Source organism: Streptomyces niphimycinicus, assembly GCF_018883605.1.
Taxonomy (GTDB): Bacteria; Actinomycetota; Actinomycetes; order Streptomycetales; family Streptomycetaceae; genus Streptomyces; species Streptomyces niphimycinicus.
Genome location: NZ_JAHLEM010000025.1, coordinates 41,107 through 58,611, shown reverse-complemented (window position 1 = coordinate 58,611; position 17,505 = coordinate 41,107). Strand labels below are relative to the sequence as shown.

17 protein-coding genes are annotated in these 17,505 nt (G+C 71.0%); 3 read left to right on the top strand and 14 right to left on the bottom strand.

Annotated elements, in window-relative coordinates; genetic code table 11:
• Positions 1–13: 13 nt before the first annotated feature.
• From KN815_RS03330 to KN815_RS03320, 3 genes are all read right to left on the bottom strand, one after another.
• Entirely contained in the window at positions 14–2,806 is a 2,793-nt protein-coding gene (locus KN815_RS03330; protein WP_216339992.1) for a hypothetical protein, read from the bottom strand.
• 58 nt (positions 2,807–2,864) lie between these two features.
• Complete coding sequence (locus KN815_RS03325) at positions 2,865–4,436, bottom strand: purine-cytosine permease family protein (protein ID WP_216339990.1); 1,572 nt, start codon at positions 4,434–4,436, stop codon at positions 2,865–2,867.
• Between the two features lie 200 nt (positions 4,437–4,636).
• On the bottom strand, positions 4,637–5,482 hold the full coding sequence (locus KN815_RS03320) for a PfkB family carbohydrate kinase (protein ID WP_216339988.1): 846 nt from the start codon (positions 5,480–5,482) through the stop codon (positions 4,637–4,639).
• A gap of 107 nt (positions 5,483–5,589) precedes the next feature.
• Between KN815_RS03320 and KN815_RS03315 the strand changes: the two genes are divergently transcribed.
• On the top strand, positions 5,590–6,561 hold the full coding sequence (locus KN815_RS03315; protein ID WP_216339986.1) for a LacI family DNA-binding transcriptional regulator: 972 nt from the start codon (positions 5,590–5,592) through the stop codon (positions 6,559–6,561).
• Between the two features lie 287 nt (positions 6,562–6,848).
• On the opposite strand, the gene KN815_RS03310 is transcribed toward KN815_RS03315, so the two are convergent.
• From KN815_RS03310 to KN815_RS03260, 11 genes are all read right to left on the bottom strand, one after another.
• Positions 6,849–7,118, bottom strand: a complete 270-nt coding sequence (locus tag KN815_RS03310; RefSeq protein ID WP_253208720.1) for an alpha-L-rhamnosidase C-terminal domain-containing protein — start codon at positions 7,116–7,118, stop codon at positions 6,849–6,851.
• 17 nt (positions 7,119–7,135) lie between these two features.
• Complete coding sequence (locus KN815_RS52035; protein WP_372458243.1) at positions 7,136–7,588, bottom strand: AAA family ATPase; 453 nt, start codon at positions 7,586–7,588, stop codon at positions 7,136–7,138.
• 222 nt (positions 7,589–7,810) lie between these two features.
• Complete coding sequence (locus tag KN815_RS03300) at positions 7,811–7,972, bottom strand: hypothetical protein (RefSeq protein WP_216339983.1); 162 nt, start codon at positions 7,970–7,972, stop codon at positions 7,811–7,813.
• 39 nt (positions 7,973–8,011) lie between these two features.
• Positions 8,012–8,638: a TenA family protein gene (locus KN815_RS03295; RefSeq protein WP_216339981.1), complete on the bottom strand. Its 627-nt coding sequence runs from the start codon at positions 8,636–8,638 to the stop codon at positions 8,012–8,014.
• Positions 8,635–9,381, bottom strand: a complete 747-nt coding sequence (locus KN815_RS03290) for a glutamine amidotransferase (RefSeq protein ID WP_216339979.1) — start codon at positions 9,379–9,381, stop codon at positions 8,635–8,637. Before KN815_RS03290 ends, KN815_RS03295 begins: the two co-directional genes overlap by 4 nt.
• Positions 9,382–9,436: 55 nt before the next feature.
• Complete coding sequence (locus KN815_RS03285) at positions 9,437–10,492, bottom strand: phosphotriesterase family protein (protein WP_216339977.1); 1,056 nt, start codon at positions 10,490–10,492, stop codon at positions 9,437–9,439.
• Positions 10,489–11,508: an ABC transporter permease gene (locus tag KN815_RS03280; protein WP_216339975.1), complete on the bottom strand. Its 1,020-nt coding sequence runs from the start codon at positions 11,506–11,508 to the stop codon at positions 10,489–10,491. The genes KN815_RS03285 and KN815_RS03280 overlap by 4 nt, the downstream gene beginning before the upstream one ends.
• Position 11,509: 1 nt before the next feature.
• The gene (locus KN815_RS03275) at positions 11,510–12,277 is read right to left on the bottom strand and encodes an ATP-binding cassette domain-containing protein (RefSeq protein WP_216339973.1); all 768 of its coding nucleotides are present in this window, start codon (positions 12,275–12,277) and stop codon (positions 11,510–11,512) included.
• Positions 12,277–13,287, bottom strand: a complete 1,011-nt coding sequence (locus KN815_RS03270; RefSeq protein ID WP_216339971.1) for a substrate-binding domain-containing protein — start codon at positions 13,285–13,287, stop codon at positions 12,277–12,279. The genes KN815_RS03275 and KN815_RS03270 overlap by 1 nt, the downstream gene beginning before the upstream one ends.
• A 14-nt stretch (positions 13,288–13,301) precedes the next feature.
• Entirely contained in the window at positions 13,302–14,240 is a 939-nt protein-coding gene (locus tag KN815_RS03265) for a carbohydrate kinase family protein (RefSeq protein ID WP_216339969.1), read from the bottom strand.
• Positions 14,237–15,121, bottom strand: a complete 885-nt coding sequence (locus KN815_RS03260; protein WP_216339967.1) for a BtpA/SgcQ family protein — start codon at positions 15,119–15,121, stop codon at positions 14,237–14,239. Before KN815_RS03260 ends, KN815_RS03265 begins: the two co-directional genes overlap by 4 nt.
• Positions 15,122–15,276: 155 nt before the next feature.
• Here KN815_RS03260 and KN815_RS03255 point away from each other — a divergent pair, with 155 nt between their 5' ends.
• Both KN815_RS03255 and KN815_RS03250 read left to right on the top strand, forming a co-directional pair.
• The gene (locus KN815_RS03255) at positions 15,277–16,314 is read left to right on the top strand and encodes a LacI family DNA-binding transcriptional regulator (RefSeq protein ID WP_216339965.1); all 1,038 of its coding nucleotides are present in this window, start codon (positions 15,277–15,279) and stop codon (positions 16,312–16,314) included.
• Positions 16,315–16,346: 32 nt separating this feature from the next.
• Positions 16,347–17,453 carry a M20 family metallopeptidase gene (locus KN815_RS03250; RefSeq protein ID WP_216339964.1) on the top strand — a complete coding sequence of 369 codons (1,107 nt, stop codon included), beginning with the start codon at positions 16,347–16,349 and terminating at the stop codon, positions 17,451–17,453.
• Positions 17,454–17,505 lie beyond the last annotated feature (52 nt).

Genomic DNA, 17,505 nt, shown 5'->3' with positions numbered 1-17,505 from the left:
CGAGTGAGATGGATCAGCTTTCCGTGACCGAGGATGAGCGGGGGCCGGAGTCGAAACCGTCCGGGGACGCACCGAGGTCCACAGTCGCGAGCGCGTGGCTCAGCAGCGGCGGCGCGAGCAGCCCGCACGGCTCGGGCTCGGCGCGGAGCCCGGTCCCGGCGTAGTAGCGGTTGGCCGCCGACGGCGCGACCCGGATGCGGAGTTCGTTCCCCCCGGCCCGCAGGGCGTCGGCGGGGATCGTGAGGCGGTACGGTGCCCACGCGCGCTCGCCCACACGCACGCCATTCACGGACACGGCCACAGCTCCGGCGACAGCCGGGAGCATCAGTTCCAGGCGGACCGGCGCGTCGAGCTCGATCTGCCGCACATAGTCGGCGGTGCCCGCGAACGCCGGAAGGCCCTGGCGCTCCCAGCCGCACGTCACCGCGATGTCGCGGTGGGTACCCGCCTCCTCGTACGCGTCCTTGGCGACCTCGAGGAGCCAGCCGGACTCGAGCGCTTCCGGCGCCGACCATTCCGGTGTCCCGTGGCCGGCCGCGGCCTCTGAGTCTTCCGTGGCCTCCGCCCAGCCTGAAGCGGGCTCTGCGCCCCTGTACACACGCAACAGGCGCAACGCGTTCTGCTCCAGCCGCAGCGCGACCGGGTTCTCGGCTGCTTCGAGGGTGCGCACGGTACCGTCGGCGGCCTCCCACTCCTCGATATGCCAGGGCCCGTCGGGCAGCAGGAGCTCCACCGTGCCCTCGGTCTCGGTGAAGCACGCGAAGCGGAAGCCGTCGGCCGCGTCCGGGCCGCCGCGCCAGCGCACCGCCGAGCCCGCGGGGGCGCGCAGCGTCGGCTCAGTCTGCCCACGCTGTGCGGCGAGCCCGCGCAGGACCGCCTTCTCGGGGACCGCATGGAACATCTCCACGGCGGGGGCGAGGTCTGCCCAGTCCTGGGCGGCGGTTTGTGGGCCCTCCTGGTAGACGGCGGGCGTCGCGCCGCTCGCGAGCACCCGTACCCCCGATTCGGCCAGGCGGCGAAGCAGGCGCAGCGATGCGGCCGAGCGCAGCGTTGTCACGGCGGGAAGTACGAGCGCCCGGTACCGGCGGTCCCCGAAGCACACCGCGCCCTCCTCCACAGCGGCGGCCTCGAGATCGCGTTCGTCCACGAGGTGGAAGCCCACCCGGGACTCGGTGAGCGCGCGGGCCCACTCGCCCATCGCCGACGCCTGCTCGCCGAGCTGACCCGCGGTCCACACCGTACGCAACGGGTACAGGACCACCACGTCGCTCTGCGGTGACACCGGCTCGAGGAATTCGCTCAGCCGCGCGCTCTCGAGCGCGAACCGCAGGTGATGATCGGCGAACCACGGCTCGAAATTGATGCCCGGGGGGAAGTCGAAGCGCGGATTCCGCAGCGCCTCGTGATCGTCGTCATGGCCGTGGGTCTGATAGAAGCCGTGGAAGATCATCTGCCGCATGCCCTGCAGATGGTGATTGATCGCCGTTGTACGCAGCTCCTGCAGAGTCAGCCCCCAGTGGCCGGACCACGGGGCCCCGCCTTCGGGCGGGGTGAGGAAGTACTGCTCGACCATCGTCCCGCTGCGGCCGTGGTGGCGGGCGACCGAGTCGCCGAACACGGGACTGAGCTGCACCAGGGCGTCCTGCGCATCCACTGCGGTGAGGTCGCGGTAACCGTCCACGCCGAAGTGGTCGAGTCCGAAGTTCACGCGCAGGTCCCAGTTCGCGAACGCGGTGTCGAGCGCCCAGCCACCGACGTGCCCAAGGACTTCATGGCCGGACTGACGCAGACCGTGGGCGTGGCTCCAGGTGCGCAGCTTGCCGAGGAACGTCTCCATCGCGTAGCCGCTGAAGTGCTCGTAGAACTGGGCGCGAAGGCTCAGCCGCTCCGGGTCGTCCCCGTCGAGCACGGCGGCGAGCACCTGGGGGGTCCGCCCGCCCCAGCGCTCCCGGATCGAGACGGCCAGGCTCTCGTGGAAGGGCATAGCCGAACGCAGGTCTCCTCTGCGCTCCGCCCAGTCGTAGTACACGGCGTGCGGCTGGTCGAAGAACATGTAGGCGACGGTGGAGCCGAAGAAGTCGCCCAGGGCGTCGGCGAAGGGCTGGTAGCCGGCCTCGATGAAGCGATCGACCGCGACCGGATCGACGGGGTTCACGAGCCGGGAGGTCGCGCAGCGGGCGGAGACGAACACGATCGCCTCCGTGCCGTCGGGCACGGGCTCGACAAGGTGGACACGGCACTTGGCGGCGGCGCCGTCCACGCGGTCGACGAGCTCGGGCCGCTCGACGGCCGCGCCCTGCTCCCCTGCCACGACCAGCGCATACTCGACCCGCCAGTCGGCCCAGGCAACGACGCCGCCCTCGTAGTGCCAGTCCATCGCGGCCGGGCCGAGGTTCTCCGTCGCCGAGCGGATCCCGCTGAGCGAGCCGTCGCTCGCGCCCGCGGGGATGCGCACCCAGAACAGGTGCCGTTCACGCAGCTCGTCGTGCCCGGTCACGGCGCGGCCCGCAGCCTGACCGGTCTGCCAGTTGTAGTCGTCATAAATGCCGACGATCATGCCGAGCTCTGCGGCCGTCCGGACGGCCGCACGGCACGCGGCGAGGTAGTCGTCGTCCAGGTAACCCTCGATCGGGTACGACAACCGCGCCTGCACCTGGAAGCTCCGGATCCCGGCGTCGTGCATCTGCCGCACCTGGGCGCGGATCGTGTCCTCGTCGGGTAGCCGATGCCAGAACCAGTAGGCGGCGGGCGCATGCCAGGGGTCCGGGTTCCGGAATCGGTGCAGCGCGGTCTCACGTGCGGACAAGGGTGTCAGCTCCTCGAGCGGCGGCGAGACCCGCGCGGGCCTCGCCGCCACGGGTCGGTCAGCGTTCGGTGCGGTCGGTCGCATGCCTGCCGGCCGCGTCGGGAGTCGGGGCCTCGAGCGTGCCCTTCCCGCGAGCGGCGTCTCCCGCGGTCACGAGCGAGTAGTCGGGCTTCGGGTCCAGATGGAGCCCGAACGTGAGGATCGCGTAGAGCGCGGCACCGAGCGCCAAGGCGATGACGATGCCGAGCCCGCTCGACCCGAACACGCCGGTGCGGCCGTTCTCGGTGAGGAGGAATGCCGTGATCTTCCCGAAGTTCGGGTCGGAGCTCGTCACGAGGCCGAGGCCGACGACGGTTCCGGTGATCAGACTCACAATCGCCGTCCAGCGCCCGTCGCGGCCGCCGTAGCCACGCGGGTTCGCCATGTCGGTGTTCCAGCCCATGCGGCGCTGCCGGACGAAGTCGACGAGCTGGATGCCGCCCATGGTGCCCATCATCACGGCGATGAGTGACAGGAACGACTGGAACGTCGCGAGGAACGAGGTGGAGATGAACAGCAGATAGAAGGCGCCCGCCGCGATGATGATCGCGTTGATCGAGGTCGTCACGGAGCGGCGCAGCGGTACGCCGACCGCCATGAGCGCGAGGCCGGAGCTGTACATGCCGGTGATGGCGGCCGAAACGAGCGAGATGACGATCACGATGGAGAAGGGAACGAAGAACCACATCGGCAGGAGCGCGGTGAGTGCCCCGATCGGGTCGGACGCTGTGGCGGCACCGAGCTTCGAATCGCCGCCGACGAGAAGCGCGCCGACGACGAGGAGGATGACGACCGGCAGGCTGAGCCCGGCGACCGTCCATCTGATCACGCCGCGGGCCGGGGTATCGCGCGGGAGGTAACGGGCGAAGTCGCCGCCGTAGTTGAGGAAGCCGAGGCCGACGAGGGTCATCGCCATGATGATGCCGCCGATGAACACCAGCGGTCCGCCCGCAGGGGTGTCACCGAGGTGTGCCCACTCGATCTCAGGCACCATGAATCCGAGGAACGCGACCGTCATGATGCCGGTCACCCACGAGATCCAGACCTCGACCTTCATGATGAGCTCGTGGCCGAGGACGGAGACTGCCATCGTCACGGCGAGCACGAGCACGAACCACAGCACGATGGTGGCTGTGGCGCTCGACCCGTCCGTGTCGGCGAACACCGACGGCCACAGCTTCGCGAACAGGTTCGCACCGGTGGTCGAGGCAAGGGTGATGATCGTCACCTTCCAGCCCATATTGGACAGGTAGGCGAAGAACGCGGGGATCCTGTTGCCCTTCATGCCGAACGCGAAGCGCGTCTGGGCGAGGGTCGGCAGTCCCGTGCGGGGCCCGCCGACCGCGAGGATGCCGACGAGAGTGGCCGAGATGAGGTAGCCGACGGTCCCGGCGACGATCGTCTGCCAGACGTTCAGACCGAGACCGAAGACGAAGATGCCGTAACTGATACCGAGGATCGAGATGTTCCAGGCGAACCACACGGCGAACAGACCGCGCGGCTTCCCGCGCCGTTCGGCATCGGGAACAGGATTGACGCCGTTCGATTCGACGGCCGTGCCTCTACGACCTTGCTGAGCCTCATTGCTCATGGAAGGGCGCCTTTCGATGTATGGCGATGCGGGGAGGGGCGGATGGTTGAAGTTCGGGGAAGTCGTGGGTTCGCGTTCGGCAAGTGCGTCGACCGCGTCCGGGGTCGACACGGGTCCGCGTGTGCCGTGCGTGGTGACCGGTACTGGTGACCCGCCACCGCGCCTGCGGCGGGAGGCGTGTACGGCGGTGAGGCGGAGGGCTAAGCGGCGGGGTGGACGGCTAATCCGCCCGCGAGAGAGGAGGCGAGCGGGCCGAGGAGCGCGTCGCCGGCGCCAACCGTGTCGATCGCGTCGACACGGAATGCGGGCACATCTGTCGTGGCACCCTGCACGAGGACCACAACGCCGCCGGAGCTGAGCGAGGCGAGGCTGTCGCCGAGACCGGAACGCTCGAGGACGGCAGCGACGGCGCCGGGGGTGGCCGGGGCCGGGTCGAGGGCGAGCAGACCGGCGAGTTCACCTTTGTTGAGGACGAGCAGGACCACGAGCGTGAGCGGCTCGGGACGGAGCGCGCGGGCGGGTGACGGGCTGAGGAGCACGCGTGCCCGGCCCGCACAGGTGCGGGGCGTGGCCGACACGACAGGGGCGGGCACCTCGTGGTCGGTGACGACGGCAGGCGGCGGGCTGTCCGCGGCGAGCGCGCGGACATGCGCGGGCTGCGGGAGGTCGCCGGCTCCCGCGTCGACGACGATGCGATTGCCGTCGGGAGCGATGAGCAGGACGACGGTTCCCGTCGCGGCGTGGTCGTGACCGATCACCGCGCCGGGGCCGACGCCCGCGGCGAGGCCGGCAAGGGCGTGCTCGGCATCGCCGCCGACGGAGGCGAGCAGGGTGGCGGTGGCGTCGGCACTGGGGCGACGGGCGACGAGGGCCTGGTTCGCCCCCTTGTCTCCGCCCGCCTGAAGATGCCTGGTGGTGCGGATCTGCTCAGCACCGCGCGGCAGGCGCGGGAGTGTACGGCTGAGGCCGGGGTTCACCGATCCGACGACAAGCACCTGTCCGCTGCCCACCGGGGCCTGCGGCGGGCGGTCATGCGGTACTCTCATCGTCGGGAAAACCATTTCCGAACCTAAGCATGTCGGCCCCTGTCGCGTCAACGGGTCGCCGAGACCGCCCTGGTAGCATCGACGGGCAGGAGCCAGGGGAGATCAGGATGGGCGCGCGCATCGGCTTGAAGGACGTGGCGTTGCGCGCGGGGGTGTCCGTGCCGACGGCGAGTCGTGTGCTGTCCGGTGTTCAGCGCAATGTCGATCCCGAGCTGGCGCTGCGGGTGCGGACCGCATGCGAGGAACTGGGCTACAGGGTGAACGCGGCGGCGCGGGCGCTGCGGATACAGTCGACGGATTCCTTGGCGCTTGTCGTTCCGGCGATCGCGAACGCGTACTTCGCGGAACTGGTGTCGGCGTATTCCCGCCGCCTGGATCTTCAGGGCAAGCGGCTGGTGACGATCGACACGGGCGAGAGCCCGGAGACCGAGCAGCGCCAGCTCGGCGCCATGGATCGCGTCTTGGTGGACGCGGTGCTCGTGGTGCCCGCGGCGTTCGAGCGGAGTGGCGCGGCCATCACGGAGCTCGCCCGGTCCAACCGTGTCGTACAGGTCGACCGCCGCGCACGAGACGTCGAAGCGCCGTCGGTACGGCTCGACAACGTGGCGGGGGTCCGCCTGCTCGTGGATCACCTGCGGGCGCGGGGCCGCCGCAGTATCCTGATGGTCGACGCCCAGGAAGACTCCTCGTCGAGCATCGAGCGCACAACCGCGTTCCGCGCGCTCGCCGGGCCGGACGACCGGGTTCTGGAAATGCCGAACTTCACAGTGGCCAGCGGCATCGAGGCGGCGAAGCTCCTGCTCGCGAACCCCGGCGACACAGACGCGATCATCTGCACCGCTGACGCTGTCGCGCTCGGCCTGCTGACGGCGCTTCAGCACGCCGGTAAACGCGTGCCTGCTGAGTACGCGATCACGAGCTTCGACGGCACGTACATCTCCGACACCGCCGCGCCGGGGCTCACCACCCTGGGCTCGACCGCCGAGCGCATGGTCGAGGCATCCCTCGCCCTCCTCGACGGCGACAGCGGTGATGTCGTCCTGAAACCCGAGCTCGTGGTCCGCGGTTCCAGCGGCTGACTGCGAATCCAGGGTCGGGTCTGGGGTGTTGCCTCTCGGGAGTGCCTTGTTGCTGAGGCGCTCCGGGCGACACCTACGTCGATCGCCCGACCGTGACGAAGAGCCGGAGCACCCACACGGATACAGCGTTCATGGGCCTCACTTCCTGGCCCGATGCCACGGTCGCTCGCACGCTACCAACCCGAGTGTCGTCCCGCCCAACCGTTTCCCCGCGGGCCCCCGCGGGCCCGCGGGCAGTGCGACGTTGCCGATCACCTTTTCGAGGAGACGCCCGGTCCACGCACTTCCTACCCTGCCCAGGCGAAGGTGCGGGTTCCGCTCACCCCATCGAAGACGATCGCGTCGCCCACCGGGTGGGCACCTCGGCCCGCTTCACCCGCCGGGCGGCCGTTGTGCCAGGCGATCCGGCCGTCCACGGCGATGGTGCGGTCCTTGTGGAGGAGGGGAACCGCGACCCGGCCGGACGCGCCTTCCGGTGCCAGGACGGTGAGGACGAACGAGTCGTCCCCCGCACCGCGCCGCCACCGTACGGAAATCGTGCCCGCCGGCACCGGCACGTCGCCCTGTGCCCAGTTCAGGTCGACCGGATCGGGCTGCGCCGCCCACCTGCGATTTCGTTGGTGGCGGCGAGCATCAGGAGCTGCTGCACGGCGGTGTGGTCGTCGGTGTGGGCTGCGCGCTCGTCGGCCCACACGGTGAGCATGGCAGCGAGGGTCTCGTCCTTGTCGGCGAGCGGGTGGACGCGGCCGGCGCCGGCGAAGGTCCGGAGCGATTCCATGCGGTGGTCGTCGCGCCACAGATGGAGCGCGCGGCGCTCGATGGCGTCCTTCTGCCGGAAGTTCTCCGTGAGGGTGAGCCCGCCGACGAGGTGGTGGACGGCGCTGAAGTGTCCACCGACCCCGGGTGAGTGGAACTGCTTGGGGTCACCGATGCCGACGACCTTCGCACCGGTCTTCGCGGCGTGTGCGAGGAGTTCGGCGAGGCGCCGCGTGGTCTCGGAGACGATCAGCGTTTCAGCGGCGACGATGTCCGCGGTGGTGTACCGGTCGGCGTGGGTGTAGTGCTGGGCGCCCTTCGGGTCGTCGGCCCGGTCGCGGTCATGGCTTCTCGCTCCAGGCGGCGGCGAGCACTTCGCGGAGAGGATCGCCGAGCACGGCTTGTTCGTTCGAACAGAGCTGTACGGGTCACTGTGGGGCTCCTGGCCGGGGGCGGGGGCGTCCCGCCCCCGGCGTCGGGGCGACTGAGGGGGTTAGGCGGCGGCTTCGTCGTCGCTCGTCGCCTCGTCAGCCTCGGACTCCGGTTCGCTCGACTCCTCGTCGGTGCCGGGCTCCTGCTCGGCCTCTGGCTCGCTGCCGGACGTGATCGTGGCGCGGGGCTTCTTCGTCGCCGGGTCGTACGGCTCCTCATCCATGACGGACTGCTCGGGGCGTCGGCCCCAACTGGGTCCCGGTCACCCGAACACCGCGTCGTGGAACGCGATCTCCGCCTCCAGCATGCCGGTGAACCAGCGGGTCAGCCGCTCCTGGGGGATGTCGTCCGGCAGGGCATCGACCTCCGCCGCGAGGGCCCGTACCCCGTCCCGGAACGCCTGGTCGGCGTGGAGCGCCACCCAGGCGCTCATCGCGCCGTCGGGGACGGCTCCGTGCTCGTGTGCCCGGGTGCACCAGGTGAGGTAGAGGCTTTCCGCGGCGAACAGCATGGTCATCACCGCCGGGTAGCCGCCTTCCCGCGCCACGTCGAGTGCGTACCGCGACAGCACCTCGGCCCGCCGGGCGGCGCCCGGCCGGGCGGGGACGGGCCAGGCGGCGCGGGCTTCGCGGAAGTAGTCCGCCTGGGTGGTGGTCAGCGCGTGGACCGCGCGGGCGTTGCGCTCCAGCGCCGTCCGGTCGGGGGCGCTCCACACGGCCAGTCCGTGCAGCCGGGTGGCCGTCTCCACGAACGCGGCCTCGATCTCCAGGTAGTCGGCGTAGTCGGCGTCACTGATCGTGCCGGCCGTGACCTCGGTGACGAAGCGCATGCGCAACGCCCGTTCCATGACCTGGGCGGCGGCCCTCAGGAGCCGCTCGGACCGGCTCATCGCGAGAGCCATTCGACGAGGCCGCCGAAGACCCGGGCGTAGCCGTCCCACTGTTCGCAGAACGCCGCGGGCGCCCAGTGCGGGGAGCAGTCGGAGGTGAAGACCGCCGACCGTCCCGCGCCGTATTCGGCCACCGCCACCAGGGGGTCGCCGCCCAGGGTGGCCAGGACCTCGGCGCCCGGACGCGGCCGGACGCGGTTGTAGCCGAGCAGCGGCGGCCATTCGCCGGTCACCCCGCCGAGGGCGGGATGGCCGGTGGAGACGGCCGACGCATGGCCGCCCGCGGGGAGTTCGACGCGGTCGTCCTCGGGCAGCAGCTCGACCGGCAGCACCTCGTGCAGCGCGGTGTTGCGGTAGGCGGCCTTGCCCTCGAAACCGGTGAAGGAGAGATAGCCACCGACCATCAGCAGCCCGCCGCCGTCGCCGACCCATCCGCGCAGTGCGTCGATCCGGTCGGCCCCCGGCGTGCCCCCCTCGAACACCTCGGGGGAGAGCTGGAGGGAGTTCGCCCCGATGTCGGAGAGGATGACGACGTCGTAGTCGGCGAGCGCCTCGGCATCGCCCGGGAACTGCGCGGGTACCAGATGCGCGGGCAGGTGCGTGACCTCGTGCCCGCGGCCCTCCAGTGCCCGCCGCAACGGCTCGACGCCGGTCACATAGCTACTGGTGGTGAACGAGTCGACCCCCTTGATGTGTGTGGACTGGGAGATCCAGCTCTCACCGGCTATCAGGACGCGGCTCACAGGGTGCTCCTTCGTGACGGGGATGGGGCGAAACGCCGGGGCGGTGGTCAGGACGTCAGGCCGCGGCGGCGTGCTCGAACAGCCGGGCCGGGTTGGTGTGCAGCAGGCCCGCGGCGGTCCGCCGGGGCACGCCGTGCTCGACGAGCCGGGAGAGGAACAGCTCCGGCACATAGCGGAAGCCGTTGCCGCCGTAGGCGGTGAGCATGGTCTTGAGGAACACGTCGTGGCTGAGCAGCAGCCGGTCGCCGTGTCCGCGGGCGATGAGCCCGGCGATCGCGTGCGCGGTTTCGTGGGGCGCCGGGGACTGCCCCTCGCCGGGGTAGTGGAACGGCATGCCGATCATGTCGAATTCGAGCCAGACGCCGCGGTCGGCCACCGACCGCTGATAGTCCGGGTCGGCGTGCGAGGGATCCATATGGCACAGCACCACGGCGGCCGGCGCCACCCCGTACTCTCCCAGCACCAGGTCGAGGACCTCGTGGGCGCGGCGCTGCCAGCCGGGCAGATGGATGTAGAGCGGCACACCGGTCTCGCGCTGGGTGCGCGCCGCGGCACGCAATGAGGTGTGCTCGCCCTCGGTGAACCGCGGGGAGACCCCGATCTCGCCGATGACGCCCGGCCGGATCCCGGTGCCGTCGGCGCCCTCGGTGAACTCGGCCAGCAATGCGACGGCGAGGTCGCGCTCGTCCGCCGGCGACAGCGGCCGGGGATGGTAGGGCTCCAGGTACCAGCCGCTGCCCATGACCACACGTACGCCGCTGTCCTCGGAGAACGCGCGCAGTGCCGCCGGGTCGCGGCCCAGTCCGCCCGGGGTGACGTCGACGATCGTGCCGCCCCCGGCGGCGGCGAACGCGCGCAGATCGGCCAGCATTCCTTCGGTGTCGTCGAGCACACAGTGGTCGAGGCAGGCGTAGGGCTGCTCGCGCAGCAGCCAGGCCAGTTCGGGTGTGGTGCGGGCGTCGCGCAGATGACCGAGCCGGGGGTCGGCCGGGGTGGTGACGGCCTTGCGGACGTCGTTGCGCAGATGCTCATGGGTGAGGGTGAGGCCGAGCCCGGTGCTGGGCACCGGCCCGGTCACCGTGGTCACGGTGCTGGGGGCGGGGCCGCTCATGAGCGGCCCGTCAGATGGGCGAACAGATCGGCCATCGCCCGGCCGCGCAGGTTGATCCAGATCGCGGCGAGCAGCACCAGTCCGGTGACGATGGGGGTGAGGAACGGGCTCACGCCGAGCAGGTTGAGGCCGTTGGCGATGACTCCGGTGATGAGGGCGCCGATGACGGTGCCGAGTACGGTGCCCCGGCCGCCGAACAGATTGGTGCCACCGAGCACGACCGCGGCGATCACGGTCAGCTCGAAGCCCTGTCCGGAGTTGGCGGAGCCTGACCCCAGCCTGGCCGCGGTGAGCAGTCCGGCGATACCGGCGGCCACCCCGGTCATCATCAGGGTGATCATCTTGACCCGGGCGGTGTTCACCCCGGCCCGCCGTACCGACTCCTCCTGGGCACCGATGCCGTTGACGTAGGAGCCGAACGGCAGCTTCGACAGCAGGACCGCTCCGACGGCGACCGTGGCCAGGGCGATCCAGGCCAGCGCGGACAGTCCGAGGAAGGAGGCGTCGCCGAGCTTGGCGACGAAGAGCCGGGCGTCGATGGGGACGGAGAACCCCTTGGTCCATAGCTGTGCCAGACCGCGGACGACCGACATGGTGGCGAGGGTGACGATGAACGGGGGGATCTTCTGGTAGGCCGACAGCCATCCGTTGACGGCACCCCAGAAGAGCCCGGCGAGCAGCGCCACGATGATCACCACGGAGGAGTCCCAGCCGGCCTGGAGCATCTCGGCGGTACAGGTGGCGGTGAACGCGAGGATCGATCCCACGGACAGGTCGATCTGGCCGGTGCTGATCACGAAGGTCATGGCGACCGCCACGATCAGGGTGATCGCCACCTGGGTGGCCAGATTGGACAGGTTGGTGAAGGTCAGGAAGTTGGGGGCGGCGATACCGAAGCCGAGGAAGAGCGCGACGCCCACGCCGAGCATGGCCAGGGTGGCCTTGTTGGCGCGCTGCCAGCGGCCAGGGGGCCGGCCCAGTACGGCGGTGGTGCGCATCGCGGTGTCGGCGCTCATATCAGGCCACCTCCTCGGTGTCGGGCCCGCCGTGTGTGGTGCCGGATCGGGTGATCATGGCGACGAGCCGTTCGATGTCGAGATCGGAGATCGGAGCGTCCTCGACGCTGCGTCCCTCGTACATCACGGTGATCCGGTCGCAGACCTCGAACAGGTCCTGTAGCCGGTGGGTGATCAGGATGACGCCGACGCCCTGGGCGGCGACGTCGCGGATCATCTTCAGCACCTGCCGGACCTCGGCGACGGCGAGCGCGGCGGTGGGTTCGTCCAGGATCAGCACGCGCGGGCGGAACGACACCGCACGGGCGATCGCCACGGCCTGCCGCTGCCCTCCGGACAGCTCGCCGATCTCCTGGTAGGTGGATTTCACCCGGACGTGCAGTTCGGAGAGGGTTTCCGCGGCTCGGGCGTGCATCGTGGCGCGGTCGATGAAGGGGCCCTTGCGCGGTTCACGGCCGAGGAACAGATTGCTGGCCACATCGAGGGTGTCGCACAGGGCGAGGTCCTGGTAGACGATGCCGACCCGCTCGCGGCGGGCGTCGGCGGGACTGGTGAAGCGGACGTCGCGGCCGTCGATGGAGATCTGCCCGCCGTCGTGCTGGACCGCACCGGCCAGGACCTTCATCAGGGTCGACTTCCCGGCGCCGTTGTCGCCGACCAGGCCGAGTACCTCGCCCGGGGCCAGGGTCAGGTCGACGCCGCGCAGCGAGCGGACGGCGCCGAACGATTTGGTGATTCCTCGCAGGGAGACCAGCGCACTCTCGCCCATCACTTCTCCAGGTAGTAGAGGTAGTTCTTGACGTTGTCCGGGGTCACAAGCTGGGTGGGAACGGGCACTTGTCGGCGGGTGGTGCGGCCGCAGGCCAGGTCGATCGCGGAATTCATGGCCTCGTAGCCGAACCGGAAGGTGTTCTGCTGGAGCACACCGGTTATCCAGCCGGCCCGCAGCCCGTCGACGGCCTGGCTGGACAGGTCCCATCCGACGACCTTGAGGTCCTTGGTGCGGTGCTGGCTGACCACGGCGGCGGCCAGGCCGATCAGGGCGGGCTCGCCGGTGGCGTAGGCGTACTTCAGGCCGGGGTCGCGGGTGAGCAGGTTCTCGGCGGCGGTCTGGGCGTTCTCCTGGATATTGCGGCCGTCGACCACGTTCTGGATCTTCATGCCCTTGGCGGTGACGGTATTGGTGAATCCTTTCTGCCGCTCATTCTGGATGGTGCTGTTGAGCGCGCCGACGACGCCGATCCCACCGCGGTTGCCGGCCGTTTTCAGCAGGGCCTCGCCGATGCGCCGGCCGCCTTCCGCGTTGCCGACGCCGACCTGGGCGGAGACCGCGGGGTCGTCGATGGTGGCGTCCACGGCGACGACCGGGACGCCCGCGGCCTTGGCCCGGCGGATGGCGGGCTTGATGCCCTCGGTGTCGACCGCGTCCACGATGATGGCGTCGTAGTGGTTGGCCACCAGGTCGTCGATGGCGTTGGCCTGGGTGGCGGAGTCGTCGTTGCCGTTGACGATCTGGGTTTTGACCCCGGCCTTGTGGGCCACGGTCCGGGCGCCGGTGTTGATCTGGTTGAAGAACAGCGCCTGGAGGTTGATGGGCACGATGCCGATCTTCGGAGCGTGGCCGCGGACGGTACAGGAGCGGGCGACCTCCGCGGGCGGCGGCGGGCCCTGCTCGGTGGTCTTCTTCTCGGCCGCCATCTCGCGGCGGGCCTGGGTGTCGCAGCCGACGGTCGTCAGCAGCAGGCCCAGCGCGACCACGGCCGTCACTTTCTGGCGCATCTGCTCTCCTTGTCCTACGGGGTGCGGGTCGGCTCCGGGGTTTCGGACGGGGGGTGGGCCGCGAGCCAGGATTCGATGGCCCGCCGGTCGGGCAGCCCGTCACGGGCGCCGGGGCGGGTACAGGACAGGCCGGCGGCGACGGCGGCGAAGCGCGCTGCCTCCAGCGGGGACCGGCCCCGGTCCAGTTCGGCACAGTATGCGCCGGTGAAGCAGTCTCCGGCCCCGGTGGCGTCGACCGTTTCCACCTCGATCGCCGGACCGTCGTGGCGTTCACCGGCCGGGGTCAGCAGGGTCCAGCCGCGCGAGCCGTCGGTCACGACCAGATGGACGTCCAGGTCGGCGGCGGCCCGGGCCAGGGCCGGTTCTCCGCCCAGCAGCGCGATGGCCAGCGGCCGGCCGACGACGGCGTGATCGGCCGCGGACAGCGCGGTGCGCATCGCCTCCGCCCGGTCGCAGCCGTCGAGGTCCACCACCAGGCCCGGTCCGGGCGTTCCGGGCGGGGCGTCGGCTGCGGCCTCGGCCACGGCGGCGGCGGCCTCGGGGAAGCGGTAGCCGTCGAGGTAGAGCCAGTCCGCCCCGGCCTCGCGCGCGGCCCGTACCGTACGGGTGATGTGCCGGGCGTCCAGCTCGTCGTCCTGGCTGATGACGGCGCGTTCGCCGTCCGGGGTGAGCAGCACGACGGCGGTGGTGAGGGTGCCGGTGCGGGCGGTCCAGTCGGTGCGGACCCCGTCGGCGGCGAGTGCGGCGAGGAACGCCGTGCTCCGCGGCTCCGGTCCGACCACACCGGCGAACCACGCGTCGGCCCCCGTCCGGGCCGCGGCCGCCGAGGCGTTGGCGGCCATCCCGCCGTGGCCGTGGCGGATGGCGGTCGCCTGAACTCGGTCACCGGGAGCGGGCAGCGCGGGCACACCGACGGTCAGGTCGATGTTGGCGTACCCGCAGAAGACGATCACGGGAGCACCACTCCGGCCTTGGCCGCCGCGGTGGTCAGCTCGCGGACCTTGGCCCGGTCGACCCGGCCCCACCAGCGGCCGTTGTCCTTCACCGAGGAGGCGACGATCACCCCGTCGCAGGCGGGCAGCAGGCCGCCGATGTTGCCAGCGGTGATACCGGAGCCGATCACCACCGGCAGGGTGGTGTGGGCGGATATGCCCTCGACCTCCTCGATCGAGGCGGCGTCCCCGGTCCGGGAGCCGGTGGCGATCAGCACATCGGCGCCGAAGAACTCGGCGTCCTCGGTCTGTTCGGCCAGTGTGCGGTCGGCGACGATGGCATGCGAACCGTGCTTGACGTGCACATCGGCGAATACCTTGACCGGACCGGCACCGATCCGGCTGCGGTAGCGGCTGGCGTGTGCCGACTGGCCCTCGATGATGCCCTCGTTGGCGACATAGGCGTTGGCCCACTGGTTGACCCGGACGAATCCGCCGCCGCCGGACCAGGCGGAGGCGATGGCGCACTCGGCGGCGTTGGACAGCACGCTGACCCCCAGCTTGCCGCCGGCCCCCTCCAGCACGGCGTGCCGCACCCGGTCGGTCACCACGGCCATCGCCGCCGATGTCTCATAGCCGTGTTCGCCCGGCTTGAGGAACGGGATGTCCCAGTGGTTCTCCACGATCAGTCCGTGGCATCCGCCCTCCAGATAGGCCCGCGCCTCCTCGACCGCGAAGGCGCAGATCTCGTCCAGCGGGGTGCCCTCGTAATGCGGGCTGCCGGGCAGCGGTGGCAGGTGCACCACGCCGATGACGACCTTCGGGGTGCCGAACAGCTCCTTGATCGCGTTCGGCCGGGGTGGGAACACCCCGAGGTCGCTCGTGTTCGCGGATGTCGTCATCACGCCACCTCAATGCAATCGATTACAGTCGAGTTGCGGAGGACCGTAGGCAGGGGTCAGGTGCCGTGTCAAGGCTCTATGCTGATTCAACGCGCCAGGTCACCTCGGTGTTGGAGCCAGGTGACCGCCATGTTTCCCGGCAGGAAGGTAATCGATTGCAACGGGTTACGATCGCTCAGGTCGCCGAGCGGGCCGGTGTCTCCACCGCCACCGTGTCACGGGTGCTCTCCCGCCGGGGCCAGGTCTCGGCCGCGGTCGAACGCAAGGTCCGCCGCGCCGCCGACGACCTGGGCTACCAGGTCAATGTCATCGCCAGGGCACTGCGCAACAGTCGTACCGACACCGTGGGGATGGTCGTGCCCAGCATCACCAACCCGTTCTTCACCTCCCTGGTGGAGAGCGTGGAACACGCCCTGGGCAAGGAGGGCAAGGAGCTGTTCCTGTGCGACGCGCGCTCCGACCCGCGGATCGAGGCGCGCCGACTGGCCTCGCTCGCCGCGCGCAACGTGGACGGCATCATCGTCAGCCCGAGCCACGGCGTCGACAGCCGGCCCGCCGTGCAGCAGACCGCGGAGCGGCTGCCGCTCGTCCAGCTCGACCGTTTCGTCGACGACACCACCACCGACTGGGTGGGCGTCGACGACGTCGCCGCGATGCGGCAGGTCATGGACCACCTCCACGACGGCGGGGCGCGGTCGGCGGCCTTCATCGGCTCGCTGATGACCCACTCCTCCACGGAGCAGCGGTTCGCCGGGTTCCGGCGGCGCGCCGAGGAGCTGAACATCGAGGTGAAGCCGGACCAGGTGCTGCTCGGGGACTACAGCGTGGAGTGGGGCGAGGCCGCCGTGGCCCGGCTGATCGCGGAGGGCGGCCTTCCGGACGCGCTCGTATGCGCCGATGACCTGATCGCGCTCGGGGCCACGCGTGCCTGCCGAGCCCACGGTTTCGCGGTGCCCCGGCAGGTGCAGGTGACCGGCTACGACGACATCGAGTTCTCCCGGCTGGCCGAGCCGGCCCTGACCACGGTCCATCAGCCCCGCGACCGGATCGCCGCGGAGGCGGTACGGCTGCTGGCCGCGGCGAGCCTGGCCAAGGACGCCGAGCGCGGCCCGCACGCGCATATCTCACTCGTGCCGACCCTGGTGGTGCGCGACAGCACCCGGGCCGCCCAGGCGCCCCCGGACCGCATATGACGGCGACTCACCACAATCCCAGGAGGACCCCGATGGACGATGCGGACACCTGGCGCGGTGCGACGGACCTCGCACGGCGGCTGGTGCGGATCGACACCCGGGGCGGCCGGGAGGCACCGGCCGCCGCACTGGTGGCGGACCGGCTGGACGGCGCGGGGTTCGACGTCCGGGTCGAGGAGCCGATACCCGGCCGGGCGAACGTCATCGCGCGGTTCGGGCCCGCGGTACCACGGGTGCCGGTCACCTTCACCGGACACCTGGACACGGTGCCCGCCGACCCGTCGGGCTGGTCGTTCGACCCGATGAGCGGGGAACTGCGCGACGGCCGGCTGCTCGGCCGCGGCAGCAGCGACATGAAAGCGGGCGTGGCCTGCCAGGTCGAGGCGGCGCTACGGGCCGCCCGGGAAAGCCCGCGGGACACCGCCGTACAGATGGTCTTCACCTTCGGCGAGGAGACCGGCTGCCATGGGGCCGAGGAGATCGACGCGGCGTCGCTCACCCCCACCGACCTGCTCATCGTGGCCGAGCCGACCGGCAACCGGACCGTCCTCGGCCACAAGGGCGTGCTGTGGCTCGCCGCGACGGCCCGTGGGGTCTCCGCGCACGGTTCCCGTCCGGAGCTGGGCCGCAACGCCATCGCCGCGCTCGCCGCCGCGGCGAGCAGGATCCACGGGCACCGTGGCTGGCCGGTGAGCCCGACCCACGGCCCGGCCACGGTCAACATCGGCACGTTCCACGCGGGCGAGCAGCCCAACCTGGTGCCGGACCGCGCCGAGATGCGGCTGGACGTACGCACCGTTCCCGGCTTCGGACGGGACGAGGCGATCGCCGAGATCGCCCGGCTGTGCGGCGACGGCATCGGCCTCGAACCGCTCCTGGACCTGCCCGGCGTCGCCACCGACCCGTCGGCCGCCGCCACCGCGCGGGAGATCCTGGCCCCCGGCTCCTCGGCCCGCCCGGCCGAGTACGCGACCTACTTCACCGATGCCTCGGTGCTGACCGGCCGGCTCGGCGATCCGGCGGTGGTGGTGTACGGTCCGGGTGACCCGGACCAGGCCCATGTCACCGATGAATCCTGCTCGTTGGCCGCCATGGCCGAGTCCGCGGAGGCGATGTACCGGCTGCTGCGGCGCTTGTAGTCCGACGAGCGCGGTGCCGTTCCGGGCCCGGGTCCGCAGACCACCTCGACAG

Bases quoted from the DNA above. Each gene is read 5' to 3' on its own strand.
- KN815_RS03320 (WP_216339988.1), bottom strand. From the start codon at position 5,482: ATGAGAGTACCGCATGACCGCCCGCCGCAGGCCCCGGTGGGCAGCGGA.
- KN815_RS03260 (WP_216339967.1), bottom strand. From the start codon at position 15,121: ATGACGACATCCGCGAACACGAGCGACCTCGGGGTGTTCCCACCCCGG.
- KN815_RS03285 (WP_216339977.1), bottom strand. From the start codon at position 10,492: ATGAGCGGCCCCGCCCCCAGCACCGTGACCACGGTGACCGGGCCGGTG.
- KN815_RS03295 (WP_216339981.1), bottom strand. From the start codon at position 8,638: ATGAGCCGGTCCGAGCGGCTCCTGAGGGCCGCCGCCCAGGTCATGGAA.
- KN815_RS03315 (WP_216339986.1), top strand. From the start codon at position 5,590: ATGGGCGCGCGCATCGGCTTGAAGGACGTGGCGTTGCGCGCGGGGGTG.
- KN815_RS03325 (WP_216339990.1), bottom strand. From the start codon at position 4,436: ATGAGCAATGAGGCTCAGCAAGGTCGTAGAGGCACGGCCGTCGAATCG.
- KN815_RS03275 (WP_216339973.1), bottom strand. From the start codon at position 12,277: ATGGGCGAGAGTGCGCTGGTCTCCCTGCGAGGAATCACCAAATCGTTC.
- KN815_RS03270 (WP_216339971.1), bottom strand. From the start codon at position 13,287: ATGCGCCAGAAAGTGACGGCCGTGGTCGCGCTGGGCCTGCTGCTGACG.
- KN815_RS03250 (WP_216339964.1), top strand. From the start codon at position 16,347: ATGGACGATGCGGACACCTGGCGCGGTGCGACGGACCTCGCACGGCGG.
- KN815_RS03300 (WP_216339983.1), bottom strand. From the start codon at position 7,972: ATGGATGAGGAGCCGTACGACCCGGCGACGAAGAAGCCCCGCGCCACG.
- KN815_RS03280 (WP_216339975.1), bottom strand. From the start codon at position 11,508: ATGAGCGCCGACACCGCGATGCGCACCACCGCCGTACTGGGCCGGCCC.